Annotated in this window: 31 protein-coding genes and 2 riboswitches; of the genes, 12 read left to right on the forward strand and 19 right to left on the reverse strand. The window is 38.8% G+C overall.

The genetic code is table 11. From position 1 onward, the window contains the following. Positions 1-32 precede the first annotated feature (32 nt). The 6 genes from IQI_RS21310 to IQI_RS07510 all read right to left on the reverse strand — a co-directional run bounded on the left by IQI_RS21310 (position 33) and on the right by IQI_RS07510 (position 3546). Entirely contained in the window at positions 33-173 is a 141-nt protein-coding gene (locus IQI_RS21310) for a Flp family type IVb pilin (protein WP_231893397.1), read from the reverse strand. Positions 174-243: 70 nt separating this feature from the next. After that, positions 244-414, reverse strand: a complete 171-nt coding sequence (locus tag IQI_RS07490) for a Flp family type IVb pilin (protein WP_064092023.1) — start codon at positions 412-414, stop codon at positions 244-246. A 109-nt stretch (positions 415-523) separates the two neighbouring features. Continuing rightward, the gene (locus IQI_RS07495; protein ID WP_064092024.1) at positions 524-865 is read right to left on the reverse strand and encodes a DUF192 domain-containing protein; all 342 of its coding nucleotides are present in this window, start codon (positions 863-865) and stop codon (positions 524-526) included. A 142-nt stretch (positions 866-1007) separates the two neighbouring features. Further along, positions 1008-1095: riboswitch (cyclic di-GMP riboswitch) on the reverse strand. Positions 1096-1434: 339 nt separating this feature from the next. Next, positions 1435-1788 carry a VOC family protein gene (locus IQI_RS07500; RefSeq protein WP_064092025.1) on the reverse strand — a complete coding sequence of 118 codons (354 nt, stop codon included), beginning with the start codon at positions 1786-1788 and terminating at the stop codon, positions 1435-1437. Between the two features lie 11 nt (positions 1789-1799). Continuing rightward, positions 1800-2819 carry an S-adenosylmethionine:tRNA ribosyltransferase-isomerase gene (locus IQI_RS07505; protein WP_064092026.1) on the reverse strand — a complete coding sequence of 340 codons (1020 nt, stop codon included), beginning with the start codon at positions 2817-2819 and terminating at the stop codon, positions 1800-1802. Further along, a complete protein-coding gene (locus tag IQI_RS07510; protein WP_064092027.1) occupies positions 2812-3546 on the reverse strand; it encodes an SDR family NAD(P)-dependent oxidoreductase in 735 nt (244 codons plus the stop codon). Before IQI_RS07510 ends, IQI_RS07505 begins: the two co-directional genes overlap by 8 nt. Positions 3547-3740: 194 nt before the next feature. Beyond that, positions 3741-3836: riboswitch (ZMP/ZTP riboswitch) on the forward strand. A gap of 46 nt (positions 3837-3882) precedes the next feature. On the opposite strand from IQI_RS07510, the gene IQI_RS07515 reads away from it, so the two are divergent. The 4 genes from IQI_RS07515 (at position 3883) to IQI_RS07525 (ending at position 7360) form a co-directional block, all read left to right on the forward strand. Beyond that, the gene (locus tag IQI_RS07515) at positions 3883-4737 is read left to right on the forward strand and encodes a bifunctional 5,10-methylenetetrahydrofolate dehydrogenase/5,10-methenyltetrahydrofolate cyclohydrolase (protein WP_408007137.1); all 855 of its coding nucleotides are present in this window, start codon (positions 3883-3885) and stop codon (positions 4735-4737) included. 154 nt (positions 4738-4891) lie between these two features. Continuing rightward, complete coding sequence (locus IQI_RS07520) at positions 4892-6421, forward strand: FAD-dependent oxidoreductase (RefSeq protein WP_064092029.1); 1530 nt, start codon at positions 4892-4894, stop codon at positions 6419-6421. 165 nt (positions 6422-6586) lie between these two features. After that, the gene (locus IQI_RS21160) at positions 6587-6718 is read left to right on the forward strand and encodes a hypothetical protein (RefSeq protein ID WP_268874480.1); all 132 of its coding nucleotides are present in this window, start codon (positions 6587-6589) and stop codon (positions 6716-6718) included. 126 nt (positions 6719-6844) lie between these two features. Next, positions 6845-7360: a DinB family protein gene (locus IQI_RS07525; protein ID WP_064092030.1), complete on the forward strand. Its 516-nt coding sequence runs from the start codon at positions 6845-6847 to the stop codon at positions 7358-7360. A 43-nt stretch (positions 7361-7403) separates the two neighbouring features. Here IQI_RS07525 and msrA read toward each other — a convergent pair whose 3' ends face one another. The 4 genes from msrA to IQI_RS07545 are packed head-to-tail and all read right to left on the reverse strand — an operon-like array spanning position 7404 to position 10188. Next, positions 7404-8342 (reverse strand): peptide-methionine (S)-S-oxide reductase MsrA, encoded by a 939-nt coding sequence (gene msrA, locus IQI_RS07530; protein ID WP_064092031.1) that lies wholly within the window; start codon positions 8340-8342, stop codon positions 7404-7406. Then, the gene (locus tag IQI_RS07535; RefSeq protein ID WP_064092032.1) at positions 8343-9236 is read right to left on the reverse strand and encodes an alpha/beta fold hydrolase; all 894 of its coding nucleotides are present in this window, start codon (positions 9234-9236) and stop codon (positions 8343-8345) included. 16 nt (positions 9237-9252) lie between these two features. After that, a complete protein-coding gene (locus IQI_RS07540) occupies positions 9253-9852 on the reverse strand; it encodes a DUF6624 domain-containing protein (protein ID WP_064092033.1) in 600 nt (199 codons plus the stop codon). Between the two features lie 9 nt (positions 9853-9861). After that, complete coding sequence (locus IQI_RS07545; protein WP_064092034.1) at positions 9862-10188, reverse strand: CHY zinc finger protein; 327 nt, start codon at positions 10186-10188, stop codon at positions 9862-9864. A gap of 163 nt (positions 10189-10351) precedes the next feature. Here IQI_RS07545 and IQI_RS07550 point away from each other — a divergent pair, with 163 nt between their 5' ends. Next, the gene (locus IQI_RS07550) at positions 10352-10966 is read left to right on the forward strand and encodes an NAD(P)-dependent oxidoreductase (RefSeq protein WP_064092035.1); all 615 of its coding nucleotides are present in this window, start codon (positions 10352-10354) and stop codon (positions 10964-10966) included. A 66-nt stretch (positions 10967-11032) separates the two neighbouring features. Here the strand turns inward: IQI_RS07550 and IQI_RS07555 are convergent, their stop codons facing one another. Continuing rightward, entirely contained in the window at positions 11033-11704 is a 672-nt protein-coding gene (locus IQI_RS07555; RefSeq protein WP_064092036.1) for a haloacid dehalogenase type II, read from the reverse strand. A 179-nt stretch (positions 11705-11883) separates the two neighbouring features. Between IQI_RS07555 and IQI_RS07560 the strand changes: the two genes are divergently transcribed. The 7 genes from IQI_RS07560 (at position 11884) to IQI_RS07590 (ending at position 21649) form a co-directional block, all read left to right on the forward strand. Beyond that, positions 11884-13221 carry an MFS transporter gene (locus tag IQI_RS07560; RefSeq protein WP_064092037.1) on the forward strand — a complete coding sequence of 446 codons (1338 nt, stop codon included), beginning with the start codon at positions 11884-11886 and terminating at the stop codon, positions 13219-13221. A 532-nt stretch (positions 13222-13753) separates the two neighbouring features. Next, positions 13754-15226 carry a phospholipase D family protein gene (locus IQI_RS07565; RefSeq protein WP_064092038.1) on the forward strand — a complete coding sequence of 491 codons (1473 nt, stop codon included), beginning with the start codon at positions 13754-13756 and terminating at the stop codon, positions 15224-15226. 75 nt (positions 15227-15301) lie between these two features. Next, positions 15302-15559 carry a GlsB/YeaQ/YmgE family stress response membrane protein gene (locus tag IQI_RS07570; protein WP_064092039.1) on the forward strand — a complete coding sequence of 86 codons (258 nt, stop codon included), beginning with the start codon at positions 15302-15304 and terminating at the stop codon, positions 15557-15559. A 378-nt stretch (positions 15560-15937) separates the two neighbouring features. After that, complete coding sequence (locus tag IQI_RS07575) at positions 15938-17095, forward strand: CdaR family transcriptional regulator (RefSeq protein ID WP_064092040.1); 1158 nt, start codon at positions 15938-15940, stop codon at positions 17093-17095. A 130-nt stretch (positions 17096-17225) separates the two neighbouring features. Further along, positions 17226-18359: a glycerate kinase gene (locus tag IQI_RS07580; protein ID WP_064092041.1), complete on the forward strand. Its 1134-nt coding sequence runs from the start codon at positions 17226-17228 to the stop codon at positions 18357-18359. 20 nt (positions 18360-18379) lie between these two features. Further along, on the forward strand, positions 18380-19735 hold the full coding sequence (locus tag IQI_RS07585) for a GntP family permease (RefSeq protein WP_064092042.1): 1356 nt from the start codon (positions 18380-18382) through the stop codon (positions 19733-19735). A gap of 138 nt (positions 19736-19873) precedes the next feature. Then, positions 19874-21649 (forward strand): metallophosphoesterase family protein, encoded by a 1776-nt coding sequence (locus tag IQI_RS07590; RefSeq protein WP_064092043.1) that lies wholly within the window; start codon positions 19874-19876, stop codon positions 21647-21649. A gap of 71 nt (positions 21650-21720) precedes the next feature. On the opposite strand, the gene gvpU is transcribed toward IQI_RS07590, so the two are convergent. Genes gvpU through IQI_RS07630 form a run of 8 tightly spaced genes read right to left on the reverse strand, consistent with a single transcriptional unit; the run spans position 21721 to position 25721 of the window. Next, positions 21721-22122 (reverse strand): gas vesicle accessory protein GvpU, encoded by a 402-nt coding sequence (gene gvpU, locus IQI_RS07595; RefSeq protein WP_064092044.1) that lies wholly within the window; start codon positions 22120-22122, stop codon positions 21721-21723. A gap of 25 nt (positions 22123-22147) precedes the next feature. Then, positions 22148-22957, reverse strand: a complete 810-nt coding sequence (gene gvpT, locus IQI_RS20585) for a YtxH domain-containing protein (RefSeq protein WP_156509861.1) — start codon at positions 22955-22957, stop codon at positions 22148-22150. Positions 22958-22972: 15 nt separating this feature from the next. Continuing rightward, positions 22973-23308 carry a gas vesicle protein gene (gene gvpJ, locus IQI_RS07605; RefSeq protein ID WP_064092046.1) on the reverse strand — a complete coding sequence of 112 codons (336 nt, stop codon included), beginning with the start codon at positions 23306-23308 and terminating at the stop codon, positions 22973-22975. Between the two features lie 28 nt (positions 23309-23336). After that, positions 23337-23621 (reverse strand): gas vesicle protein K, encoded by a 285-nt coding sequence (locus tag IQI_RS07610; protein WP_064092047.1) that lies wholly within the window; start codon positions 23619-23621, stop codon positions 23337-23339. Then, the gene (locus IQI_RS07615) at positions 23587-23862 is read right to left on the reverse strand and encodes a gas vesicle protein (RefSeq protein ID WP_064092048.1); all 276 of its coding nucleotides are present in this window, start codon (positions 23860-23862) and stop codon (positions 23587-23589) included. Before IQI_RS07615 ends, IQI_RS07610 begins: the two co-directional genes overlap by 35 nt. A gap of 23 nt (positions 23863-23885) precedes the next feature. Further along, complete coding sequence (locus IQI_RS07620) at positions 23886-24692, reverse strand: GvpL/GvpF family gas vesicle protein (RefSeq protein ID WP_064092049.1); 807 nt, start codon at positions 24690-24692, stop codon at positions 23886-23888. 10 nt (positions 24693-24702) lie between these two features. Next, a complete protein-coding gene (locus IQI_RS07625; RefSeq protein WP_064092050.1) occupies positions 24703-24957 on the reverse strand; it encodes a gas vesicle protein GvpG in 255 nt (84 codons plus the stop codon). Then, positions 24957-25721, reverse strand: coding sequence for a GvpL/GvpF family gas vesicle protein (locus IQI_RS07630; protein WP_064092051.1), 765 nt, complete (start codon positions 25719-25721; stop codon positions 24957-24959). The genes IQI_RS07625 and IQI_RS07630 overlap by 1 nt, the downstream gene beginning before the upstream one ends. Between the last annotated feature and the right edge of the window lie 3 nt (positions 25722-25724).

Genomic DNA, 25724 nt, shown 5'->3' on the forward strand with positions numbered 1-25724 from the left:
TTCTGGCATTGTTCTTTATAATAAGGGGGGAATTACGAATTTATAAGTTCATTTCCTTTTGTTAAATCTGCAACAACTTTTGTAAACATAGAGAGGATTTCTTCTCGAAGTGTAACAACAGATAAGATGATGGATACAGAGATGACGCTTAGAACAAGACCATATTCTGTCATACCTTGTCCACTTTCATTAAGAATGAAACTCTCAATAATTTCCGACAAATTGTTGTACGTAATGTTCATTTTAGCGGTTAACAACTGCATTAGTTACAGTACTGAACATAGCAAGAATCTCTTCGCGTAGTAAACCTAGTGTAGTAACTACCGCCACAGCAATAATTCCTAATACTAAACCATATTCCGTCATACCTTGTCCTTGCTCTTCTACTACTAAACCTTTTAATTTGTTCATCATCATTATTTCCTCCTAGAATTGTTTTTGGTTGTTTTGTTTAAGAGACGTCACTGATCAGAGGGAAGTTCCTTTTCAATTCCGCTCTATTTCATTTAACTTACGACACTGGTTACTGAAAATTCAGGGTATGTCCAATATGTGTACCTGTTTCTTTTACCGTTCCTGCAGGTAATTCAACGACGGAAGATGCATCAGCATATAGCTTCCCTGTTTTACCAGGTTCTAAGGCTTCTTCAATCGCTACAATAATGTTTTGCTCATTTACATAAAGGACATCAATTGGGTAGTTCATAAAAAACGTATGAATGGATCGGCAGGGCTTTATGTGTAAACCAGTGCCTGAGTCGAGCTTATCCGTAAACATCAACCCACGAAGTCTGTTAAAAAAATGATAAGCTTCCTTTAGTGAATCTGCGATGACTCTCTCATTACTCAGGTTAACAAGCTTCAACGTTTCACCTCCATCCCTATAAAAAATAACCCCGCCTTTACCGAAAGGTGGGGTTACAACAGAACATACTTGCTAGGGCATGAAAGGGGATTATTCCTCCTCTTCCATTAACACAAGTGATTCGTCCTATCTCCCTGGATCCTTCGGTAACTGGCTGGCATAGTGAATTTATCACCTTAGCCCCTTTAGCTTTGCGTCACTAGTTTTCACCAGCTTTGCCTTTATCGAGATTCAGTAGTTTCATATTGTTTGTCCGTCTGATCTCTTGACACCATCATATTGTGAATCTATGAAAAAAGGAATCGTTCAATATACTCAAAAATTAACCTAATAACGTAATAGTCGGAATATTCATATATAATACAAATTACCCACATATAACACAATAGGTTCTTTGTATTATTTTTAAATAGTCTTTTATACCTGTTTTATTTTATCGTAATCCCTCTGAAATAATGTGTTTTTATAGGTAATAAAGTCTATTTTTGTAAATTTTAATTCGTGAAATTTGACAAATTATTTAGGGGGAAATAATCACATAGTGTAGTTTAAACACGTTATAATGCTTTTTATGTCTCTACCAATTCGATTAATTCTCCATCTGGCCCTAAAAAAAACACAACCTTCCATCTATTATCAATATCAATCGGTCCCTCAATTGGCATTATTTTTTGTTTCTTTAAAAAATCTATCCATTCTCCCAGATCCTCTACCTCCATTGCGAAATGGGCTTTTAGACTGCGCGATTCTCCAATTACGGAATCATGAATTAATTCTAGTCTTAAAGTATCTTTCACTAAAAACAAAATCGTTTCATCTTTCATTTCTAGGTATAATTCCTCGCGAAAGCCAAAATAGGTTTGATAGAATTGCTTAGATTCCTCTAAGTTACGAACGTTTATGCCGATATGATGTAAGTTCATCTTTTCTACTCCTAAACAATCAAATTCATATCACCAAACTCATGCCACTTATAGTTTTTCAGTAGCGCTCCCTGATAGGCATGAAACAATTTCTCCTCCGCGATGAAGGCGGATAACAGATCCAAATGACTGGCTTCTGGCTCATGCAATCCTGTCACCAGTCCATCGACTATTTTCAACGGGGTCTCTTTTGAGATATACAAATTTGTTACCCCCCTGGTTGGTCGTAATTCCCCATACTGGGCTGATACCGTTTCAAGAGCACGGACAACCGTCGTTCCAATCGCAATGACACGTTTTCCATTTTTCTTAGCCTGTATAATTTCCTGAACGGCTTCTTTTGGGACATGGTATTCCTCCGGATGATTTTTAGGTGTCGGCCATCGATCATCTCCATAATAACTAAGTCCAGTATGAAGCTGAAGGAAAACCATTTTTATCCCTTTCTCTTTAAGAGTGTGCATCAGCTTCCAAGTGAATGCTCTCCCTGCTGAAGCCATCTCAACAGAGCCTGGAACAGAGCCATACACTGTTTGATAACAATTTAATGGCCAAGGAGTTTTAATATATTCATAACGAATGGGCTCACCTTCACGATATAGAAAGTCATAAAACCCTGTACCATTCACGTTAAATTCCAATCGTACTAAAGGCTGTTCACTACCCTTGCCGATTATCTTAGCTTTTACACCACCCGAGAATTCAATTGGCTCTAAAGCCTTATAAATGTCACCTATCAGTAATGCATCCCAACTGTTTTCCGTTACTTTCCGTGAGAGTCTGATGGTCACCTTTCTATTTCCCTGTGTTCCAGTAAGAGAAGCCGGAATGGTTCGACTATTATTCAGTACCAAAACATCACCTTTATTTAGAAAATCAGACAGCTGTTTAAATTCTGTATGCTCAGACTCTCCTGTGCTCCTTTTCAATACCATAAGCTTCACGTCATCCCTTGATTTCCCTTGTGTTTCAACAGGAGCAGAGGCATTTAAGGAGGAGGGAACATCGAATTTCATGACAAGTTCATTCATTCTGTTCACCTCTTTCCCACTGAAATGTTTGAGCTTCAAAACGATTCCCATTCTCTTTAACAGATTCCTTGGAAGCCAAATACAGAAAAACATCCAAATGATCCTCTGGATTTGCCAGTGGATAGTCACAGAGAGGTACGGCTTTGTCGTGCATATCTGTATCCATTTCACCAGGGTCCACCATGTTTACCCTTACTCCCGTTTCTGCAAGTTCATCTGCCCATATTTGTGTTAATCCTTCCACAGCGAATTTTGAAACACCGTACGCTCCCCACTCTGCGAACCCTGTTTTTCCAGCTTCTGAGGTAAGGTTAATGATCGACCCACTTTGACGATTTAACATACCAGGCAATATCCTCTTCGTCATAAAAAAGGGATTGAGCGTATTAATGCGTAGTACATTTATGAATTCTTCATCTGGATAATCCCCTAGGAGTGTCGGTCCCGGACCAAAAACAGAAGCATTATTAAATAAAACATCAATTCTTCCGAATACTTCTTCCGCAACAGATACAAATCGATCAACATCTCTGGGATTCGACACATCGGCTGATAGAATCATCACTTCTGCTCCTAAAGCCTTCACCTCTTTTTCCACTTCTTTCAATGGTTCTACATTCCGTGCACAAAGGGCAAGCTTTGCTCCTTCCTTTGCAAACTGTAACGCCAAAGCCTTCCCTAATCCCTTTGAAGCTCCTGTAATCATAATCACCTTATTTTTCAACATGTTCATTTCTCCTCTCGTTTCTGTTGTTACTCTTATCTTATGAAAATGCAAAAGGAATCAAATCGTCTAAAGGGGAAGGAACAGGGTAGAAAATTCGAATGAGAGCTCTATCATACTTTTGACTGATTTCAACAAAAACACGAACATTAAAACTAGAATTTAATTTTACATTCGTGTTATAATGAATTTGAAAATAAATTAGCAGTGACTGGCGAAAATGTGGAATGAACCACAAGGGAGCTGCGAACCTTACAAACTTTAGCCATTAGCCGATCGCCTGGGCAGAAGGCAAGGGGATACCCTTGTCTTTTTTTACTATAATCAGGAGGGATTGCAGTGGAACCACTATTATTAGATGGAAATCGTGTTGCAACTGAAGTGAAGGACAGCTTAAGGGAAAAGGTTATTTCTTTAAAAGAAACAGGCATAACACCTTGTCTTGCCACGGTACTGGTTGGGGACGACTCTTCTTCAGCTACCTACGTGAAAATGAAGGGAAACGCATGTGCCAAAATTGGCATGGAATCAAGAAAGATTCACCTTCCAAAGGAAACAACTACAAGCGAGCTTTTAGAAATAATCAACGAGTTAAACGAAGACTCGACGGTTCACGGTATTCTTCTCCAGCACCCCGTTCCTCACCAAATTGATGAACGTGCGGCCTTTGAAGCCATCTCCATTGAAAAAGATGTGGATGGAGTCACAAGCTTAGGGTTTGGACAAAATTCATTAGGGTTTGGAGAGTATCCTTCCTGTACACCCGCTGCCATTATGAGCATCATCGATTATTACAATGTATCCCTTGAAGGAAAGCACGCAGTTGTTGTTGGGAGAAGTCCGATTTTAGGTAAGCCTGTTTCCATGATGTTATTAAATCGTAACGCAACGGTAACGACCTGCCACTCATATACAGAAAACTTAAAGGACATCCTTTCTCAAGCTGACATCGTCGTTGCAGCCGTTGGAAAGCCTCGTTTTATCCAAGGAGATTGGCTGAAAGAGGGCGCAGTTGTACTGGATGCAGGCTATAACAAAGGAAATGTTGGAGATATTGATTACGAAGCTTGCTATGAAAAAGCCAGCGCTATCACACCCGTACCTGGTGGAGTTGGCCCCGTTACCATCTCCATGCTTTTAAAACAGACCGTTGATTCGGCTGAAAAATACGGTGTATCCATTCAAAATTCATAACCTTTTGGTCTTTTAGAGATTGACTTACTTTTGTGAGTCAGTTTCTTTTTTTGGCTATTTTCAAATTGTTCATTCCTTTTTCCAATAAGCACTTATGATATTCGCCATTTAGGAGAAAATGGTAAGGAAACGAAAAGGAAAAAGGAGCGTTTTCATGGATTATCAAAATAAGGATGCGTTTGCTCTACCACCAGAACCATATTGGAGAGAAAACGTCCAATTGCCGTTATTTAAGAAGCTAGAAAAAAATCTCAAAGTCGATGTCACCGTCGTAGGTGGTGGAATTGCCGGCATTACGACTGCCTACTTATTGGCAAAAGGCGGAAAGAAAGTCGCGTTAATCGAAGCAAACCGCCTCTTAAATGGGACAACCGGGCATACAACAGCAAAAATCACTGCACAGCATAGCTTGATTTACGACGAATTGATCCAGCACTTTGGAGAAGAATATGCTAAAAAGTATTATCAATCGAATCAAAAAGCACTTCAATTTATTCAAGACACCATACATTCTGAACAAATAGAGTGTCAATACTCAGAAGAAGATTCGTTTGTTTATGCCACTACGGATCATTATGCTTCAAAGGTTAAAATGGAGTATGAGGCATATAAGACCCTCGGTATTACTGGAGAACTTGTCGAGGACCTTCCTATCGATATCACCATTAAGAATGCCATTACAATGAAAAGCCAGGCTCAATTTCATCCCTTGAAGTATTTTAAAAAGCTTGTTGATTCCTACTTGAATCTCGGTGGCCAAATCTATGAAGGGACGGCTGCCAAGACCATTAATGAAGGGGAAAATACTCAAGTGGTAACAATGGATGGCTACCATCTTGATAGCCAACATGTAGCGATTTGTTCCCACTTTCCTTTTTTTGATGGAATGGGTCTATTTTTCACAAAGATGTATGCCGAACGCTCTTATATAATTGGGGTTAAATCAAAAAAAGAATTTCCAGGAGGGATGTATCTAAGTGCCGAAAACCCAACACGGTCACTACGCTTCCAGGAAGACGAAAACGGAGAAAAGATCGTATTCATCGGTGGGGATAATCATAAAACGGGACAAGGTAAAGATACTATGGAGCATTACGAAGCATTGAAGCAGTATGGAGAAGAGGTACTAGGTGTGGAAGAGGTTTGTTATCGTTGGTCCGCCCAAGACCTAATTACCCTGGATAAGGTTCCTTATATCGGTAAACTGACTAAAAAACATCCAACAATCTTTGTAGCTACTGGCTTTAAAAAATGGGGTATGACCCTAGGGACTCTTGCTGGTCAAATTATTTCGGATCAAATTATGGGAAATCATAATATATATGCAGATTTATATACTCCATCCCGTTTTGTTGCTGACCCAAGTATTAAGCATTTCTTTAAGCAAAACGTGAATGTAGCTGGTCAATTAGTAAAAGGGAAATTACAAATTCCAATAAAAAAACCTGAAGACTTGTACAACGGAGAAGGTGACGTTGTTAATCTGAACGGACGAAGATGCGGGGCATTCCGAGATGACAAAGGGCAATTGCACCTTGTCGATACCACTTGCACCCACCTCGGCTGTGAATGCGAATGGAACCACGGAGATCACACCTGGGACTGCCCTTGTCACGGCTCCCGCTTCTCCATCGACGGCAACGTCCTCGAAGGACCAGCCGACAAACCATTAACCCAACTTTGAGGGACGGACCTCCAAAACCTTTGTCGAAATATAGCCCGGGAAATGTCGTATGGATTTAGAAACACTTCATCATTTGACATATTTTGTCGTTCTATACGTCAGAATATTTCCTGAAAAATATCAAATAATAGAAGTGCTAGAGTTACTTAATGAGGAGGGATTCGAATGGGTCGTACGAAAAAAGGGAACCGTAATGCTCAAAGTAATACGAATGCCAAAAGTAATCGAACGAGTTCTGAATTAGTAGAATTCACAACTGGCCAAGTGAAATCGAAGAAGAACCGCCCTCAGGATTAAGAACGAATAGCAGCCTCTACCAAACAAGGATGGTCTAACATTGTTAGATCATCCTTCTCTATTTAGAGGATTCTCCTCCATTACCACGAATAGATAGATAGAGAATATTATGAGGGAGAATCAGATATGAAGGAAGATATGTTATTTCAACAAATGGATTTTATTCGTTTTCGAACTATTGCTGCCCTTGATGCTACCACTGAACAGCAGGCAGATGATATGCCACCTGGGTTTAAAAATTCAATTCGGTGGAACCTGGGTCATATTGTTTTATCTCAGGAAAACCTTCTCTACTCGTTTGTAGGTGAGAATGAACATAAACAACTCCCTCCACATTACGGGGATTTATTTGGGTTTAACACTAGCCCTCATACGTGGAATGAATTGACTCCACCTACACTTCAAGAGCTTCGTGAGCATCTGGAATCACAGTCGGAAAGAATTAAAGTGGCTTTCTCAGATCGGTTAGAGGAACAAGGAGTAAAACCTTTTGTTCTAGGAAAAAAATTCTCATTCACTACTTTAGGTGAAGTTCTTTCCTTCGCCAACTGGCATGAAGGCTTACACCAAGGCGTCATTACTGCAATTAAGAGAGTACAAGGTGTTGAAAACCTTTGGGAGAAGGTTGAAGAAAAAGTATAAGCCCCATAAAACAAACGAGTATCCTGGATCAGTCGTACTCGTTTTATTTCCCTCTAAATAAAATCAAACAATCTCCATATCCTTCAGCTTCTAACTGCTTTTTTGGGATAAAACGAAGAGAAGCAGAGTTAATACAATATCGAAGACCTTTAGGACCTGGCCCATCCGAAAAAACATGACCAAGATGTGAATCAGCTTCTCTACTCCTTACTTCTAATCGTGTAGAGCGATGCGTCAAATCATAAGATTCTTTTACACTTGCATCCATTACAGGCTTTGTGAAACTTGGCCATCCACACCCACTATCAAACTGGTCTCTAGAGCTAAATAACGGCTCTCCAGAAACAATATCCACGTATAAGCCTTCTTCTGTGTTATTCCAATACTCATTCTCATAAGGGGGCTCCGTTCCATTCTCCTGAGTAACCAAGTACTGGATTTCAGATAACCGCTCCTTTAAATACGTTCGGTCTTCTGGCCAATGCTTCTTCAAAAACTCTTCTCGACCGGATCCACGTTTATATAAGGCATATCGAAAGGCATTCTTCTTATAAAAATCCTGATGGTAATCTTCTGCAGGGTAAAAAGCCTTTGCAGGTAGAATCTCCGTTACAATCGGATTTATGAACTTCCCCTTCATCTCTTCTTTTGTTTTTTCAGCGACTCTTTTCTGATCTTGGTTGTGATAGAAAATGGCTGTACGATAAGACTTTCCTCGGTCTTTGAACTGACCTCCAGTATCAGTTGGATCAATTTGCTTCCAAAAAAGATCTATCAGTTTTTCATATGGATACAAGTCTGGATCAAACGTAATTTGAACAGCTTCGTAATGACCCGTGCTTCCTGAAATCACTTCTTTATAGGTTGGGTTTACCGATTCTCCACCCGTATAGCCTGAAACAACGGTTTCAATTCCTTCTTGTTCATGAAATGGCTCTACCATGCACCAAAAACAACCCCCGGCAAACGTTGCTATTTCCATTTATTCAGCTCCTTTTGTTTCACATGTAACATGAAAGAAGTTGTTCCTATCTTCTATTTTCTGCACAAATTTCATTATGCATTCTCCAATCCCCTGTGGATCGTCCCAATGGAGATTATGACCGCCCTGCCACTCTATCACTTTGACCTCTTTTACGTCATGCTGTAAGGCTCTAATCCCCTTCTTTCTTGCTTCATGTAGCTCAGCTGGCTCTGATGCATGAATTAATAATAACGGACACTTAACATCCGTATACGCTTCATAAAATGGCTCTTGAAAAAAAGCTCTTATAATGGAAATACAAGTTTCTTTGGTGGAGATTAGTTGATAAGGGCTCGTTTTTTGAAAGGTGGCTAACGTCACTTTCTCCAATTTGGAGTTCCAACGTCTCGTGTACAATTTATACTGATTAAACATTTCCTCATATGAGTTGAATGTAAAGTGTTCAATAAAATCTTCCCACGCTTCAGATGTCTTTTTAAAGGACATGTCTTCTTGGTAATGCGGGAATGTGAAGCCGCCGTCTAACATGATTAACCCCTTCACACTTTTAGGAAAACATGAAGCATAATGAAGTCCAGTATCTCCTCCCCAAGAGTGACCTACTAAATAAAAAGGCTTATTTAATAAGATTTCCTTGAAGAGTTCTTTATAATAGTGAGCCATTGAGGAAAATAAGTAATCATTCTCTTCATGAAAAGGATCGGTTTGACCATGACCAGGTTGATCGAAGAGATATATGTGAAAGTCATTTTTTAGATACTCAGCCAATTCCAAGAAACTCTCACTACTGCCTGTTAAGCCATGAAAACAGATAAGGGTTGGTTTCCCTGGCTCTCCCCCTACGTAATAATGAACGTTCCGATCTCCAATCTGTTTAAAATGAGATTCCACTCACTTTTCCTCCTTTTTAAATCCACCCTACTCGTCTACGCCATTCATCCACTTCTCTAGCTCGTTCGTCCATATCCTTTGGAGGTGATACATGGTTTTCAACGATTTCTTTTTGGACTCTTTCTACCTCCTCTTGTAATGGCGAAAGGCACATTTCTTCCCGTCTCTTATCTACATTCTTTTCATCTTCTATTTGACATGTACTCATATTCCCATTCTGATCCCAATCCAATTGAGTTCCATATCTCTGAGGCTTCCTCTCAAAAAAACAAACGCGATCCACGAGATAGGCATACTGATAAGGTTCAATCTCTCCGTTCTTCATTTCGTTCTCAAGCATAGGTAAGGTTTCTCTTTGGAGGTCTGGAATGCTAATGGCATTTTGTATAACCAACCACGCTGCTTCCGCTCCTTTTGTACCAACCTTTGTTTTGTTCGGCCAGCCTATTTTTTTAATTATATCTTTCAATTTTTGACCGTTCTCTATGTGTATTTTTTCCATTTCAGGATGATACCCTTCAAACAAGATTCCATCTTTTATTAATTGTTCTCTTTTTTGCTGATCCAACATTTTTAATGCAATTAATTGTTCAGTAATGCTTTGATACTGGCTCATAGAGTACTCTCACCTTTCAAAATAGAGATGATAATGGTTTTGACATCCTGGATTAAAGGAGGATTCGCAGTGTGGGCATACTGATTGGCAATTCATATATTCTGAAATGGTTAACTCATTCTTGCATTCTCCACACAGAATGGCTGTGGTATTCCACTCATCCTTTGACCATAGGGTTGGCTTATGCCCCCCTGTCTCCTCATGACATAAATGGCAAGGATAATATGTTTGACAGCATTTAAATTTAATGGCAATAATATCTTTCTCTGTATGATAATGAAGGCATCTAGTCTTTGAATCCACTTCTACACCTTTTACAGGAATTGTTTTTTCCATGTTGCCATTCACTCCTATTTTTATCTCATACTATTATTTTTCTATACTACTACATAGAAATCCTATAAAGATTTTAAACTAGTAAAAAATGAACATCGGAAACTAGTCATTGATCTAATTTGTACTATACAATTAATAAAAAGATGAAAAGGAGAGGTTCTACGTGAAAATCATTGTTTTCGGGGCTACTGGAGGAACGGGACAAGAAGTAGTAAAACAAGCTTTAGCAGAAGGACATGAAGTGACAGCATTTGTTCGAACGCCTTCAAAATTAACCATTTCAAATCCTTTATTAGTAACTATACAAGGGAATGCCACTAATATGAGTGATGTTGAGGCTGCCTTAAAAGGACAAGAGGCCGTTATTTCATGCCTAGGGTCAGATGGTTTAGGTAAAACATCCAAACTAACCGAAATGACGAAAAACATTCTAATAGGTATAAAAACTCATGAAATAAATAGAATAGCCTATGTTGCTTCAGCTGGTATACATAAAGAAATTCCTGGACTACAAGGTAAACTGGCTCAGTTCATTTTGCGGAATGTATTAAACGATCACCGACATGCAGTTGATGCTATTATGAGAAGCGGAGTTCACTATACCATTGCCAGACCAATGCAATTAACGAAAGACCCCCTCACCTCTCATTATAGAACAGATATCACTTCTATTCCTGAGAAAGGAAGAAAAATTGGACGTGCTGATGTGGCTCACTTTCTACTCGAATCCATCAAAAAGAACACACATGTTAATCAATCAGTCGGATTAGCTTACTAGCATAATAAAAGGACTTACTTGAGGCCTCCTGAAATAAACAGGAGACTTCAACCAAGTCCCATATAATTATTCGATATGCTCTAAAATTCCATTTAAATCACGGTATTCATAATGGGGTTTAACCCCTAACTCATCCATCACCTTGTCCTGACGGTTAATCCAAGCTGTATAAAATCCAAAGCTTGTGGCTCCAGCGATGTCCCACGGATTTGAAGACATAAACAATACTTCTTCTCTTCTTACCCCAAGCTTTTCAAGAACAAGCTGATAAGACATCGGTGTCGGCTTAAATTGTTTTACCTCATCTACTGTTAACACTTCATCTAATAAATGGCCGAAAGAGGATTGATCCACCAGTGGAGTAAGCATATCCAGTGATCCATTTGAGAAAATGGCTTTTTGGAAAGAGCTTAGTTCTTTTAACACACTTTCTACTTCTTCATAATGCTCAAGCTTTAAATACGATTTAATTAATTCTTTTTTATTACCCTCTGAAAGTTCTACCCCTGCTTCCTTACAAGCATAGTAAAGAGCATCCTTAGTAATTTCAAGAAACGTCGTGTATTTCCCCATTAATTGACGCAAGAAGCTGTATTCCAACTGCTTTTGGCGCCATACCTTACTAATTTCCTCCCCTTTATCCGGAAAAAGTTCATTACATTTTTCAATAACAGAATGAACATCAAAAAGGGTTCCATATGCATCAAAAACAAAGGCTTTAATTTGCGGTTTACTCATTATCCAATCCTCCCTTTGACTCGTCTCCTTTTATAATAGACCATTGATGAACTTTTAAACTCTTTTTCGATTCAGTATTCAAAAGGACAATCGGTACTCAAAATCAAATTGATTTTATATCACCAAGATTTATGATATATTTCTTCGAGTATCTAAATAAAAAATGGAGGTGGTATGTGATGAATATGGAACAGAGGGAGCAATCTACTTCTTATACGAAAACGATTTTGTTCTTAAGCTTAACGGTTTGGCTCGTTGTTATGAATACAACGATGTTTAACGTTGCCCTCCCAAACGTGTTAAAGGAGTTTTCCCTAGCTCCATCTGAAGGAGCCTGGATCGTATCCGGTTATTCCATCGTACTTGCCATCTGTACCATTACCTATACAAGACTGGCCGATTACTTGCCAATCAGACGTTTACTGATCCTTGGCATATCCATTTTTGGAGTTGCCTCATTTGCTGGTTTTTTTGCTCAATCCTTCCTATGGCTATTAGTCTCTCGATTGTTTCAAGCCGTAGGGGCAGCCGCTATTCCAGGACTCTCCATGGTCTTTGCCGGTCGATTTGTCCCTCTAGAAAGACGTGGTCGCGCCTTAGCGATGGTCGCATCTGCTTCTTCACTTGGATTTGGATTAGGTCCTGTTGTAGGGGGAGTCATAACAGATTATTTAAGCTGGAATTACTTATTTCTCATTACCTTATGTGTACTTATCATGATTCCGATTCTTTATCGTCATCTGCCTACCGAAGGAACAAGAAAAGGGTATTTTGATATAGCTGGTGGGCTATTAACTGGTGTTGGTATTACTTTCTTCCTCCTCTTTATCTCTACCTTTCACTGGTATTATTTTGTTGGAGGTATTGTCTTTTTAGGAGCACTTTGGATACGGATGAATAAAATCACGTTACCTTTTATCCAGCCTGCTTTAATTCGAGACAAAGGGTATCGTCAACTCCTGTATATGAGCTTTCTAGGCTTCGCCACTCATTTTGCCATTTTAATTGTGATGCCGTTAATGCTTCAGCACGTATTCGAAAAAAATCCTACTACGGTTGGTTTTATTATCTTTCCCGGCGCTATGCTATCCGCAGTAGCTGCCATTTATGTAGGGAAACTCATTGATCGATACGGAAATATGAAGGTGATGCTTTTCGCCCATATCCTTCTAATACTTTCTACGATCATCTTTTATTTTCTTTCGCCTATAAATGAGTACATGATTATGTTAGGGTACATGTTTACCAGCTTTGGATTTTCAAGCCTGTCTTCCAGCTCAACCAATGAAGTATCACGTGTCATGAGTAAGGATTTAATTGCTTCTGGTATTGGGGTAAAACAGCTTACCCATTTTGTTGGCAGTGCATCAGGTTCTGTACTCGGAGGAATCATTGTTGAAATGGGAGGAGCTACTTTTGAAGTAAACGCTTTTCAAAACACCTTCCTTGTTTTAATTGGACTTATGACGGTGTCTCTTCTGTTATTAGGTCTCTATCGTAAACATATTACTCTGTGAGTAAAAGTCGGAGCAGCATTGCTCCGACTTTTTTTGTTGATCATTTTTTAAAAAGTTTTTTTAGTATTACTCTTTTCGCAAATTTTGTTGTTAATTTAAAACAGATCTGCCAAGGCTTTGTCAACCAGAGTATTTAATCGATCTTCATGTGAACTTTTTCAGGTCCAAACCTGTCTACCCGTCATATGCAGTCAGAATATAGAACCCCAGAGTGGATTGGAGCGGAAGGCACTTGACTCTTGCGGGTGATAGACGCTCCACTTCCTCCCCGCGGAAAGCAAGTGCCTGGAGCGAAAAGGAACGGTCAAGTTTTGTTTCAATTCCCCTTCTAAAACTCATATTACTTTTATTGAAAGTTAGGAAAATCTAGTAGGAGTCGAGAATCCTGAAGCGGAAATCAACTACTATTTACTTCTCTAAAACAGCCAAAACTTTCAAGATAAGAAACCATTTGAAAACACCCCTTAAAAAAGGATTTCTCTACCAATATTAAGGGTATAGTAAGAAAAAACAGTAGAACAGGGGAATTCAATTGGCAGAAAAGAAGAAGTGGTACAAAAGAAAGAGCTGGAAAATAGGAAGTATTATTATCTTAATCCTTACAGGTATTATGCTATACCATCGGGTCAAGCCCCTTCCACCAGGCATTTCTATTAAAAGTGATGCCTATACGATTCCTGAGAAGGATATCGATTTTCTTTACGACCTCACTTATCAAAAAGACGGGAAAGAGGTTTACGATCAATCTATTTTCAATGAAGTATATCAAACCATTGAAGAAGCAGATGACTTTCTTGTCCTTGACCTATTTTTAGTGAATGGATACACAGACGGGAAACGAGACTACCCTAAAATAAGCGAGAAGCTGTCACAAACGATTCAAAAGCAAATGAAAAAGAAACCTCATTTAAAAGTCGTCTTCATTAGTGACGAAATCAATACAACCTATAATTCTCATACAGCAAAACAACTGAAGCCTTTAGAAGAACTTGGAGCTGAAGTCGTTTATACTGATTTAAATCGTCTTCGAGATCCAAATATTTTATACTCAGGAATTTGGAGAACAACTTTGGGATGGTTTGGTCAAGAGGGAGCTGGATGGCTTCCAAACCCTATGGCAAAATCTGCTCCAAAGGTGACTATGAGGTCCTACTTAAAGTTACTTAACGTAAAAGCGAACCACAGAAAAATTGTGGTTACAGAGGATGCTGGAATGATTTTATCGGCTAACCCTCATGATGCCAGTGGGTACCATTCTAATATCGCCTTTAAAGTGAAGGGTGAAATCTTAAAAGACATGGTAAAAGCTGAAAAAGCAGTTGCTACGTTCTCAAACGGTGAGGTGAATGCCTTCCCTACTGATGAAGAATTAGATCAGCTGATTAAGCCTACTAGTGGAGCTGATGACTCCTCTGTAAAAGCTCAAATAGTGACTGAACGAGAGATTCAAAGAAGTGTTGAACGTGCATTAGAAGAAGCAAAAAAAGGAGATGAAGTTTGGATCGGCATGTTCTACCTGGCTGACCGGGATATTATAGATGCCATTGAGGATGCTGCTAAACGGGAAGTAGAAGTACGAATCGTTTTAGATCCAAATCAAAATGCCTTCGGTCAAGAAAAGATCGGCTTACCGAACTTACCTATTGCAGCTGAACTTCACCAATTAGACAATGAACACATTACAATCCGTTGGTACAACACAAACAAGGAGCAATATCATACAAAATTTATTTTTGTAAAAGGGAAAGAAGAAAGCACAGTCATAGGAGGGTCAGGAAACTACACCTCCCGTAACATGGATGATTATAACTTAGAGGAAGATATTAAGATTGTTGGACCTACAAACGGTGAAACCATGAAGGAAATTGATAATTATTTTAATCGTATCTGGAACAACGAAGATGGCACCTATACTCTTGATTATAAGAAATATCAGGATAAGCTGCCGGTCTTTAAATATATCATGTATATTTTACAGAAAATTTTCCAGGTCACGACATATTAGGTTTCAACTTTTGAAATACAGGGAACTTATATTGTATCAACAACACATCTTATAAATTAATTGGAGGTAATAAAAATGGGTATAATTCTTTACTTAATTGTTGGTGGAATCATCGGTTGGTTAGCAGGACTTATTTTAGGTAAAAACGTTCCTGGTGGTATTATCGGAAACATTATCGCTGGTATCATCGGTGCTTGGATTGGCGGAGAACTTCTAGGAAGCTTCGGACCATCATTAGCAGGAATCGCTATTATCCCGGCTTTATTAGGCGCTATTATCTTTGTTTTCATTTTAAGCTTAATTTTAAGAGGAATGAGAAGAACAACTCACTAATTTCAGTATTTAAAAAACTCCTTACGATACATCGTAAGGAGTTTTTTATTGTTTTAAAAGGACTTATTTTTTATAATCGTTCATTTCATGTAGCTTTTGAAATTTACATTTGTTTTATCGAATTTGACAATTAATTCTAATTACTACTCATAAAAAAACAGCCCTATTAGGCTGCTCTTAATACGTCATCGTCTTTTTATGTCTTCTTTTATTTCGATACTTTTTATAAAATGGGTAAATAATCGGTCCCCATTTGATCAGCTTACCAATTAAACGTTTCATGCAGGCAACCTCCTTTGTTTAATAGTCTTTACCCTGAATATTCAAGAAAAAAACATATGCTAAAATATAATCAAGACGAATGACGAGGTGTATCACATGCATATTACAGAAGAGCTAGCTTATCCAATTATTTCGAAATTGAAAACCATCGTTAGTTACAATATAAATATTATGAACGAATCAGGCGTTATTGTAGCAAGTACAGACTCTTCCCGAGTGGATCAAGTTCACGAAGGAGCTTTGCACGTCCTTAGAAAAAAAGAGCCCTTGATCATTTTTCAGGATGACTTGAGAAAGTATCATGGTTCAAAAGAAGGCATCAACCTCCCTATTGAATTTTTAGGAGAGATGATTGGAGTCGTTGGGGTAACAGGGGCTCCAGATGAACTGGACCAGTTTGTGAAAATAGTGAAAGTAACAGTGGAAGTCATGCTGCAGCAGGTTCATTTTCATAATCAATTACAGTATCAAAAAACTTTGATGGATAACTGGTTATTAGATTTGGTTCACCCTCATTATTTTGATGAAAAAAAAACCGAATCCTTTGCTCGTCATTACTTGCATCTTCAAACAGATCAAAAAGTCCAAATTCTACTGTTGCGTTTTGAAGACTTATACTCTCATTCTACTAATACGCTCCAACTCTCTGTTGTGAAAGAAGAACTTGTAAGGAGAATCAAGCTTCAATTACCTGAAGTGCCATTTCAATCCTTTATTCATGACTCCCACTGTATTATTGGAATTCCTTCAAGCATTAGCACGACAAAAGCGGAAGTGGTCCTGCTTGCAAAACGTATCCAACGAAACTTACAAGAAAAGCAATATAGAGTAAAAGTAGCGGTCGGCAGTAATTATTCCGGTGTCACAGGGTATAGGAAATCCTATTTAGAAGCACTGAGTTCATTAGAGTTACAAGAAAGCTTCCCTCAGTTTACCGATTATATTCATATACAGGATTGGGGGATTATGGACTTTATCAAGCAAATCCCCGTAGAGACCCGTAAGGAATTTATGAGTCGTTACTATGATCAAGATGTTCAACTAAGTTCAACCCTACGACATACACTTCAGGTGTTGTTTGAATGCCAACTGAATATGAAAGAAACAGCTAAAACCCTACATATTCACCGAAACACCCTTTTGTATCGACTCGAAAGCGTGGAAACAGAGACAGGATTAAACCCTCGACGATTTGATGATGCGATTTTACTACGATTTATCTTAATAATTTTAGAAATCAATAAAGATTTATAAAACATGATTGTGCAAATGCACAATCTTTTTTAATTTCACAAGGGAAAGTTTAGGAGAATCCACATTGTAACCGCTTACTTAAATTGATTAAATAGAGAAATAGATTATATTTTCTGAAAAAGGAGCTACTATGAATATTCTTATTGCCCCAGATTCATTCAAAGGAAGTTTAAGTTCACTCGAAGTTGGAGCCATTATGGAAAAAGCATTTTCAGATGAATCTAAAGGCTTTCATACGAACGTAGTACCTATGGCTGATGGAGGTGAAGGAACTCTCGAAACCTTAATTTACGCTACTAAAGGAAAGAAAGTCAGAATAACTGCAACCGGTCCTTTAGGTGAAAAGGTCTCTACTGAATATGGTGTTTTAGGCGACCAAAAGACTGCTGTCATTGAAATCGCTTCAATCGCAGGGTTAACGATGGTCCCACTTGAACAACGGAACCCCTTCAACACTACTTCGTATGGTATTGGAGAAGTTATTTTAGCGGCCCTTAAAGATGGCTATCGGAGCTTTATTATTGCCCTTGGAGGTAGCTCTACGAATGATGGAGGGTTCGGAATGCTACAATCACTGGGTGTTACCTTTTTAGACAAAGAAGGCAAACCGGTTGAAGCATTCGGAAAAGATCTCAGACTCATTTCAAAAGTGGACTGGAGTACCCTTCATCCCCTTATAAAAGACTGTACCTTTCACATAGCCTCCGACGTGGAAAATCCGTTATGCGGGGAAACAGGAGCCTCTTCAGTGTTTGGTCCTCAAAAAGGAGCCACAAAGGAACATGTGATGGAGCTTGATCAACAACTACTGAATTATAGTCAATTACTTCATAAGGAAAATGGTATCGATTTTCAAGATGCAAAGGGGGCCGGGGCTGCTGGAGGACTTGGTTTTGCCTTTCTACATTTAAACGGGAAAATTGAATCCGGGGCTAAGCTGGTTGCAGAAGCGACCAACCTTCCAGCTGCTATTCGGAAAGCCGATTGGATTCTAACGGGGGAAGGACAGAGTGATTTTCAAACGCTGTATGGTAAGCTTCCTTCTTTTATCGCAGCATTGGCAAATCAACATGGCACTCCTGTCTCTCTAATAGCAGGCAGTTTAGGCAAAGGCTATCAAGACTTATACAAAGACTTCACTAGCTGTCACTCGATTTCGACTGGTCCAATGACTTTAGAGGAGAGCTTCAATCGGGCTGAAGAGCTTCTGTATCAAGAAACAAGAAATATCGCACGAATTCTGCACATAACAAAGGGATCATAACAAAAAAGGGGGAAAACCAAATGTCAGGTCTTTGGTTATTTACGGTTATTGTATTAGGGGTAGGATTTATTGTCTTTACAACGGCAAAATTAAAGCTGCAGCCGTTTTTATCTTTACTGTTTGCAGCATTCTTAGTTGGTTTATTTGCAGGACTTCCACTGAATACTGTAGTTGAAGCAGTTAATGGTGGATTTGGGGGATTAATGGGGTATATCGGTATCGTCATTGTAGCCGGTACCATTATCGGAACCATTTTAGAAAAATCAGGTGCAGCCCTGAGGATGGCTGAAGTCGTTCTTCGCTTAGTAGGCGAAAAGAGACCCCAATTAGCCATGTCACTTATTGGGTCCATCGTTAGTATCCCTGTTTTCTGTGACTCCGGGTATATCATTCTATCAAGCTTGAAAAAAGCATTGGCAAAACGAGCAAAAGTCTCGTTAGCTTCCATGTCTGTTGCATTAGCAACAGGGTTATATGCCACTCATACGCTAGTGCCACCTACTCCAGGTCCTATTGCCGCAGCTGGAAATATTGGTGCTAGTGACTACTTAGGTACCATCATTTTAATTGGAATGATAGTGGCCATTCCTACGATCCTAGCCGGCTATCTTTGGGCAGTTAAGGTAGCAAATAAAATTGAAATCGAAGGAGAAGAAGAGCTAGATTTAGATTATGATGAGATTGTGAAATCATTTGGAGAGCTCCCTTCAACGTTCAAGTCCTTTGCTCCAATCGTTCTTCCTATTCTATTAATCGGAGCTGGATCAGTTGTCAGCTTCTTTAAATGGACGGGCGGATTGGCAAATGTAATTTTATTCATTGGTTCACCCGTAGTTGCCTTGTTGATTGGTGTCTTAGCTGCCTTTGCATTAATGCCTAAATGGAATGAAGAAACACTGAATGGCTGGGTAAGTCAAGGTATGAAGGATGCAACAAATATCTTATTAATTACAGGAGCTGGAGGAGCTTTCGGATCCGTTATTAAGGCCACTCCTGTTGCAGAATTGATTCAAGGTATTGCTGATGGAGGATTACTATCGGGAGCACTTGTTCTCCTTATTCCATTTATAGTCGCAGCCCTGTTGAAATCGGCTCAAGGTTCTTCTACGGCTGCATTGGTTATTACTTCTTCTCTTATCGCGCCGCTACTACCTCAAATGGGAATTGAAGGCGCCATACCACTTGCTTTAGTCGTGATGGCCATTGGGGCAGGTGCCATGACGGTTAGTCATGTGAATGATAGCTATTTCTGGGTGGTTACCCAATTTAGTGGAATGAAAGTAACAGATGCTTACAAAGCACAAACGGCCGCAACCCTCGTTCAAGGATTAACAGCACTTGTCTTCACTTTATTATTGTGGGTCATCCTTGTTTAATATTAAGCTGATCAGTATTTCATACTGATCAGCTTTTTTAATTCCGGTAATTTTTAGCAAATTTAATTTGTAAAAAAAAATCAACAATTCCTTTACATAAGCTTGTTACTCTAAAGTCAGAAAAAGGAGGTAGTCATCTTGAAAAAATGGTTTAAAAGAAGTTTTATCTTACTTTTAGTTCTATCGCTGATTCCTATTTCAGCCCAAGCTATTGATAATCCCATCAGTTCTGCTGGTGATAGAGATGGTGGAATTGGCAACAGTACTCACTATTTAGATGCCGTTCCAAATATCTCAGTTGATTCTAAGGTAAACCAGATAATATATCCTTTATTTGCAACCCCGGCCATTAAGAAGAAAGGCGAAACTCTCACTCTAAAGATCGATACACAAGGTAAGCAGGCTGGAGAATGGAGCATCAAACTAAAGCAGACAAATCACTCTTCTTTTACGAAGGAATATGATCTACCTGTTCAATCTGTCGAAAGTGGACAATCCCATTGGAAGGACAGCTCGAGCATTTCTGATGTGACGGTTACCATCCCAGAAGGAACACCTGAAAAACTATACGATTTAGAAGTGTCATACACAGGAAATGGACAAAGAATAACGGATAAACAGCCTCATTCTGTCAATGTGGTTGATCAATACAAAAAGGATTTTACGTTCTTACATTTAACGGATACACATATTGGGTCCCCTCGAAATTTAATGGATCCAGATGACCCTACTAAAACAGACCCTGACCGAGTTGAGGAAACAGGCATGTGGAATCCAGACCCTGAAAAACGTTGGCTTTATCTTCAAAAAGCAATAAAAGAAGTGAACTTAAAAAAACCAGACTTTGTTGTAGTAACAGGAGATTTAATGTATGGGCAAATGAACCCACAAGAATATATTTATGAATATGAAGAAACGTATAAAATGCTTCAAAAGCTGAATGTTCCAGTCTATATCGTTCCAGGGAACCATGATTATTATGCACAGGATGCCACTCTCGCAGATGGTGCAAAGTATTGGGAAAAATATTTTGGTCCACAATATTTTTCATTTGATTATGGTCCATATGCACACTTCATTGGTTACAATTCGTTTGACTGGCATAAATTTGATCGCAGTGGAAACGGAACGGTCTCTGTACCGACTTGGGGCGGTCAAATTCGAGAGGAACAATTAAATTGGGTGAAAAAAGATTTACAGAAGAATGCTGAAACTGCCGGGAACGGACAAATCAGAGGACTTTTCTCTCACCATAATCCACTTTGGCGTGACCGAGATATATGGCCACAGGATGATCCAGAGGTGCAAAAATACTGGAAGCAGTATGATGAACAACACAACCCTCAGCGTTTAGAAACATTAGTGCTTGGTGAAAAGCTAGGAACTAAATACGACCAGCAATGGCACGGGGAAAACGCTGAAGAATTAATCAATGTGATGAAAGAAAATAATGTAACAGTTAGCCTTCATGGTCACACTCATATTGATAATGTCACTAAAAAAGATGGAATTCTCTATACTACGACGACTGCTATTGAATTAACTGGCAAGCCTTGGGTAGGATTTAGAGATTTCAAGGTGAATAATGGACAAATCACCTCTCACAATTATGATGATTCAGGACACTCGATACCCGTCTACCAAAACGGAGACACAAAAAGTGGCACGATGTCTTATGAAGCAAACTATCAAAACGCCAATAATGGTGGAGCTTCTTCACAAGAAGTAACAGTAACTAATCGTTTGAATAAACCATTAACTGTTACGGTTCCATTTTATTTGGTAGAGGGCAATTACCAGGCTTCATCAGGGGAAGTCATTCAGAACTATGCTTCTGACGGCAAGCAGTATCTTGAAGTTAAACTAACAGTACCTGCGAATGGTACAGAAAAATTGAGCATTCAAAAGAAGTAAGATTCTATATGTAACCCTCAATGCAAAAAAGCAAGTGACGAGTCTGTCACTTGCTTTTTATATTAAATTCTTTATTTCGTACTCTTTGATTCTGATATTTTACCAAGGAAAAATCCATCGATTTCACTGAGTTTCCCTCTCCATAAAATCTTTCCCCTAGAAGGCGTTGCTTTACTATCTCCGCAGTATACCTTTGTGTTTTTTAAGTGAATGTAATGGGCATCTGCCATACTACTCTCGTCAACTGCTTCTCCAGCCTTTGCAAGTTCGTCACTTAGCTTCTGAGCTACATCACTACCATCCTCAAAGGTTTCACTTAATTCCTCAAAATATTCCTTGGCAGACACCATGGTACCTGTGATGACAGCTCCCTTCACATTTAAAGTGATGTCTAATGAAAAAGCGTGTTTATTGGAAGCTTGTACAAAAAACTCTAAGATGCTATCCTTCCCTGCACTCGTTTCTACGCTCATTTTCACTTCTCCTTTCGTTGTTTACTTAAGCTGATGTGTCATCGTCACTAGAAAGCGTTGTAGCTTCCTCTTTCTTTTCATCTTCTTTTTTGTTCGATTTTTTAGTATTAGAAGACTTACGAGTTGAACGTTTTCTCTTATTCGTTGAACCAGACTTTGCAGATGTTTTCTTCTTGCTGGATGCCGTTTCTTCCGAATCATCATTTTCGTCTTCTTCATCTTCGTTGTCTTCGTCTTCGTCTTCATCTACTTCCTCTTCATCGTCTTCTTCCTCATCCTTTGATGCTGATTTAGACTTATTTGTTTTACTTTTCTTATTAGACTCTTCTTCTTCATCTTCGTCTTCCTCGTCACTATTATCCTGTTGAGTGAGTTGGTTCATTTTCTCTTCTAATTGCTCTAATCGGTTTTGTAGCGTTTCATTTTCTTGTTTAAGAGCTTCATAGTCTTGGTTTGTTTCTTTTTCTGAGTTTTCATCCTCTTTTTCACTTAATACTGTTTCGTTTTCGTCTTCTACTTCTTCAGGTTGTTCTTGATCTCGTTTAAATAGATTCGCTGTGGATGATTTCAGAGAAACCGCTGCTTTTCTAGATTTTTCTTTCGCCGCTTTTCCAAAGTCTAGACTCTTGCTCTTCAGTTTCTCTTGATCAATGCGACCTAGAAGCTTTTTGCCGTTCTCGGGTGTTGCTAAGTAGCCGACTGTTGCTCCAAGTAGACTTCCTGCAACGGTTCTCGTAATCGGGCCGCTTTTTCTTGTCTTGTTTTCGGCTGAATTCTTTTCTTGTGTTTGATTTTCAACTGCTGTTTCTTCTACTTTAGTGTTTTTTTCCGTCATGGGTAAAACCTCCATTTAATTTGTTTGTGTAGTATTTAATTGGTTCGTCGTTTTCTCTAATTTCTTTTCAAGAGATTCAAGTCTTTCCTGAAGCTTCTTATTCTCTTCTTCTAGAGCTTTTGTGTTATTATCTGCTGCCTTAGAGCTAAGATAGGGATCGTTTTCCCACCAGTCCATGCCAATTTCCTTTGCTTTATCAACGGAAGCAACAATTAAGCGAATTTTAATCGTCAGCAGCTCGACATCGGCTATTCCTACCGTAATATCACCTGCAACGACTACTCCTTTATCTAAAACCTTCTCTAATACATCAACGATTGTGTTAGATGCTACTGGATGTTCCATTCCCATTGTGTAACCTCCCTTGGCTCACCTGGCATTATAGTAAACTTCCTAACGGGCCAAGATCTATATTCAAGTCTTCTGCATCAAGACCAAATACCTCTTTTAACTCTTCCATTTTCTCTTCTAAATTCATTAAAGCAATTCCGAGATTTTCAACTTGCTCATCTGTTAACGTGCCGCCTTCAACACGCCTCATAGCGTGCCGTTCCACAATTTGTCTAAGTAGCTCTACGACCGTTAAAACGAGCTGTGCTAACCCTTGCTCTGCCTTGTCTGGGTCGAAATTAATTCTCCCACTTGTTTGGTTGGCCTGTTGCATGAATCAATCCCTCCCTTTCTTTATCAAATTGGTCTGAGGTAACCGTTTTTCGAGTGCCTTGCTTATGTTGAACCAGCGTTTCCACTGATGAAATTAATACACGTAAATCTAAATAAACGAGATCAACACCTGCAATCGATATAATTAAATCGCCTTTTATGGCCACACCTTTATCGAGAATGACATCTAATATATCTATAAGTGCAATATCCTTGTTTTCTATCGATTCTCTTACAGTCATATCTCTCATTCCTTATATATCATTTATGAAAAACTAGAAAAATGGTAAGGTGGCCAAGGTCCTGTTGCTTCAAATTTCCATCCTGTCTCTTCTAGTTCTTCTTCATACTTCTTAACCTCTTCTAAAAACTCATCTACTTTATCGGCCTGGAGTAAAAACACACTGTTCCAGGTCATGTTTTCTTGTCGACCTGTTACGTCTTTACTCCAATTCTTTTTGATGCTGCCTTGCAGAGATTTTCCTTTCAGTTTTTCATGAACCTCTTCACAAAGTTGATTTTTTTCATTTTCAAGCTCTTGATCGATTAGCTGGTCTATTTTCTTTTTTTCAAAGAACTGCCTTCCCTTTGGAAGTTCACTAATTTCTATTCGCTTTTCCTCAATGGCAGGGTTACTTTCACTTACTTTTTTCCTTAACTGTTTATCATCACAATAAATTTTTACGTTCCATTCTTCGTTACCTTCTAATTGAGAAAAGGCGTTTTCGAGTTTGTTTATGTTGCTTTTAATCGTATTTTGTAAGCTATCCTCATTTTTGTACAAGGTACAAAACTTCAATGGGATAATGGTATACATTTTCGATACCATCAATACGGTTTCATGGTGATGAAATGCCTTTTCTTGCAGCCATTCCATATCATTATCTATTTTGTCTTTAATGGTACCCTCGGAATATTCGGAGGATACTAGTTTACAAACAATGGCTGTCACGTCACCAATTTCAATGGTGTAGATGTCGCTTTCTCCATCAAAGCCTTTCATAGAGGGAAGCGATTGATTAGTTGCTTCTTCAGTTGGTATCAAGCCATATAAATAAAGTAGATCGCCCATCTGTTCACCCTCATTTCTTTTTCGTTAGCTCTTCCCATTGTTCCATTTCAAGGCGCTTCGCTATTTCATATCGCGTAAGCAGTTCTTCTTCTTTTTCTTGAAATGCTTCTTCCGGAATTTCACCTAACTCATACATCATTTGGAGCTGAATTAGCTTTTGTTGAATGGTCGGAAGGTCATAAAGTTCTTTATCTGCTTCTTCTTTTATTTTTTCGCCGACTTTAATGACTAAATTAATTGGTGCACTCACCAATTTATGAATCATTAGCTTTCTTCTACCTTTAAGCGGATATTAACGAAATTGTATGCCGGCCATGGACCACTATAATTAAAATCGACTTTATCCTTCCATTTCTCATGAGCTTCATTGACTTTTTCATCGAACAGCTCTTCTTTATCCCGGTCAATGAGGAAAGAAGCGTTTAACAGCATTTTTTCACCTAATGGATCATTTGCTTTTGCCGCTTCTGCTGTTTCTTCAAGTGGTGTAAATACCTCTTGTTTAATCTCATTTTGAAGGGAAGCAAAAAGCTTTTGAGCCATGCCACCAAGTTTAATCCGGTCATAATACCCGGCAGATTCTGATTTGCCCTTTACGGCAGTCGACATTTTTTCTACCTCGGGGTTATCCTTGACCATTTCTTCTAACCATTCTTTTTTCCCGATTACCTTTAGACCTAATTCAACTTTCCCTTTTATGGCTGGAAACAGTTTTTCAAATTGAGGATATAGGTTTTCAAGTAGAGCTTTTACATCTTCTTTGGATTGAAAAACATTCCCAAAGCTTATAGGGATAACCGTGTCTTTCTTATCCATGACAAGGGATACAGCTCCCTGGTGCATGAGTAGATTATCTTTTTTCGGATGATAAATTTTCATCGGTACTTCCGCTGCTACCATGGCTGAATCCTTGTATCGGATGGTAAAGGTTTCTCGTTTTTCCCCTTCCATTTCAATCGATCCAAACTGGTCGTCCTCGTTTGTTTGAATGGCACAAAAAATATATATTCCTGTTTCTTCCTGACTCATATG

It is taken from the genome of Rossellomorea aquimaris TF-12, from assembly GCF_001648555.1.
Taxonomy (GTDB): domain Bacteria; phylum Bacillota; class Bacilli; order Bacillales; family Bacillaceae_B; genus Rossellomorea; species Rossellomorea aquimaris.

What these genes read in the sequence shown, in the direction of transcription:
- gvpJ (WP_064092046.1), bottom strand. Translation starts at nt 23,308, where the DNA reads ATGGGAATGGAACATCCAGTAGCATCTAACACAATCGTTGATGTATTA.
- IQI_RS07525 (WP_064092030.1), top strand. Translation starts at nt 6,845, where the DNA reads ATGAAGGAAGATATGTTATTTCAACAAATGGATTTTATTCGTTTTCGA.
- IQI_RS07510 (WP_064092027.1), bottom strand. Translation starts at nt 3,546, where the DNA reads ATGTTGAAAAATAAGGTGATTATGATTACAGGAGCTTCAAAGGGATTA.
- IQI_RS07585 (WP_064092042.1), top strand. Translation starts at nt 18,380, where the DNA reads ATGTCAGGTCTTTGGTTATTTACGGTTATTGTATTAGGGGTAGGATTT.
- IQI_RS07570 (WP_064092039.1), top strand. Translation starts at nt 15,302, where the DNA reads ATGGGTATAATTCTTTACTTAATTGTTGGTGGAATCATCGGTTGGTTA.
- IQI_RS07625 (WP_064092050.1), bottom strand. Translation starts at nt 24,957, where the DNA reads ATGATTCATAAATTGGTGAGTGCACCAATTAATTTAGTCATTAAAGTC.
- IQI_RS07555 (WP_064092036.1), bottom strand. Translation starts at nt 11,704, where the DNA reads ATGAGTAAACCGCAAATTAAAGCCTTTGTTTTTGATGCATATGGAACC.
- IQI_RS07545 (WP_064092034.1), bottom strand. Translation starts at nt 10,188, where the DNA reads ATGGAAAAAACAATTCCTGTAAAAGGTGTAGAAGTGGATTCAAAGACT.
- msrA (WP_064092031.1), bottom strand. Translation starts at nt 8,342, where the DNA reads ATGGAAATAGCAACGTTTGCCGGGGGTTGTTTTTGGTGCATGGTAGAG.
- IQI_RS07505 (WP_064092026.1), bottom strand. Translation starts at nt 2,819, where the DNA reads ATGAATGAACTTGTCATGAAATTCGATGTTCCCTCCTCCTTAAATGCC.
- IQI_RS07490 (WP_064092023.1), bottom strand. Translation starts at nt 414, where the DNA reads ATGATGAACAAATTAAAAGGTTTAGTAGTAGAAGAGCAAGGACAAGGT.
- IQI_RS07580 (WP_064092041.1), top strand. Translation starts at nt 17,226, where the DNA reads ATGAATATTCTTATTGCCCCAGATTCATTCAAAGGAAGTTTAAGTTCA.
- IQI_RS07630 (WP_064092051.1), bottom strand. Translation starts at nt 25,721, where the DNA reads ATGAGTCAGGAAGAAACAGGAATATATATTTTTTGTGCCATTCAAACA.
- gvpU (WP_064092044.1), bottom strand. Translation starts at nt 22,122, where the DNA reads ATGAGCGTAGAAACGAGTGCAGGGAAGGATAGCATCTTAGAGTTTTTT.
- IQI_RS07560 (WP_064092037.1), top strand. Translation starts at nt 11,884, where the DNA reads ATGAATATGGAACAGAGGGAGCAATCTACTTCTTATACGAAAACGATT.
- IQI_RS21160 (WP_268874480.1), top strand. Translation starts at nt 6,587, where the DNA reads ATGGGTCGTACGAAAAAAGGGAACCGTAATGCTCAAAGTAATACGAAT.
- IQI_RS07610 (WP_064092047.1), bottom strand. Translation starts at nt 23,621, where the DNA reads ATGCAACAGGCCAACCAAACAAGTGGGAGAATTAATTTCGACCCAGAC.
- IQI_RS21310 (WP_231893397.1), bottom strand. Translation starts at nt 173, where the DNA reads ATGACAGAATATGGTCTTGTTCTAAGCGTCATCTCTGTATCCATCATC.
- IQI_RS07620 (WP_064092049.1), bottom strand. Translation starts at nt 24,692, where the DNA reads ATGGGCGATCTACTTTATTTATATGGCTTGATACCAACTGAAGAAGCA.
- IQI_RS07615 (WP_064092048.1), bottom strand. Translation starts at nt 23,862, where the DNA reads ATGACTGTAAGAGAATCGATAGAAAACAAGGATATTGCACTTATAGAT.
- gvpT (WP_156509861.1), bottom strand. Translation starts at nt 22,957, where the DNA reads ATGACGGAAAAAAACACTAAAGTAGAAGAAACAGCAGTTGAAAATCAA.
- IQI_RS07575 (WP_064092040.1), top strand. Translation starts at nt 15,938, where the DNA reads ATGCATATTACAGAAGAGCTAGCTTATCCAATTATTTCGAAATTGAAA.
- IQI_RS07520 (WP_064092029.1), top strand. Translation starts at nt 4,892, where the DNA reads ATGGATTATCAAAATAAGGATGCGTTTGCTCTACCACCAGAACCATAT.
- IQI_RS07540 (WP_064092033.1), bottom strand. Translation starts at nt 9,852, where the DNA reads ATGAGCCAGTATCAAAGCATTACTGAACAATTAATTGCATTAAAAATG.
- IQI_RS07500 (WP_064092025.1), bottom strand. Translation starts at nt 1,788, where the DNA reads ATGAACTTACATCATATCGGCATAAACGTTCGTAACTTAGAGGAATCT.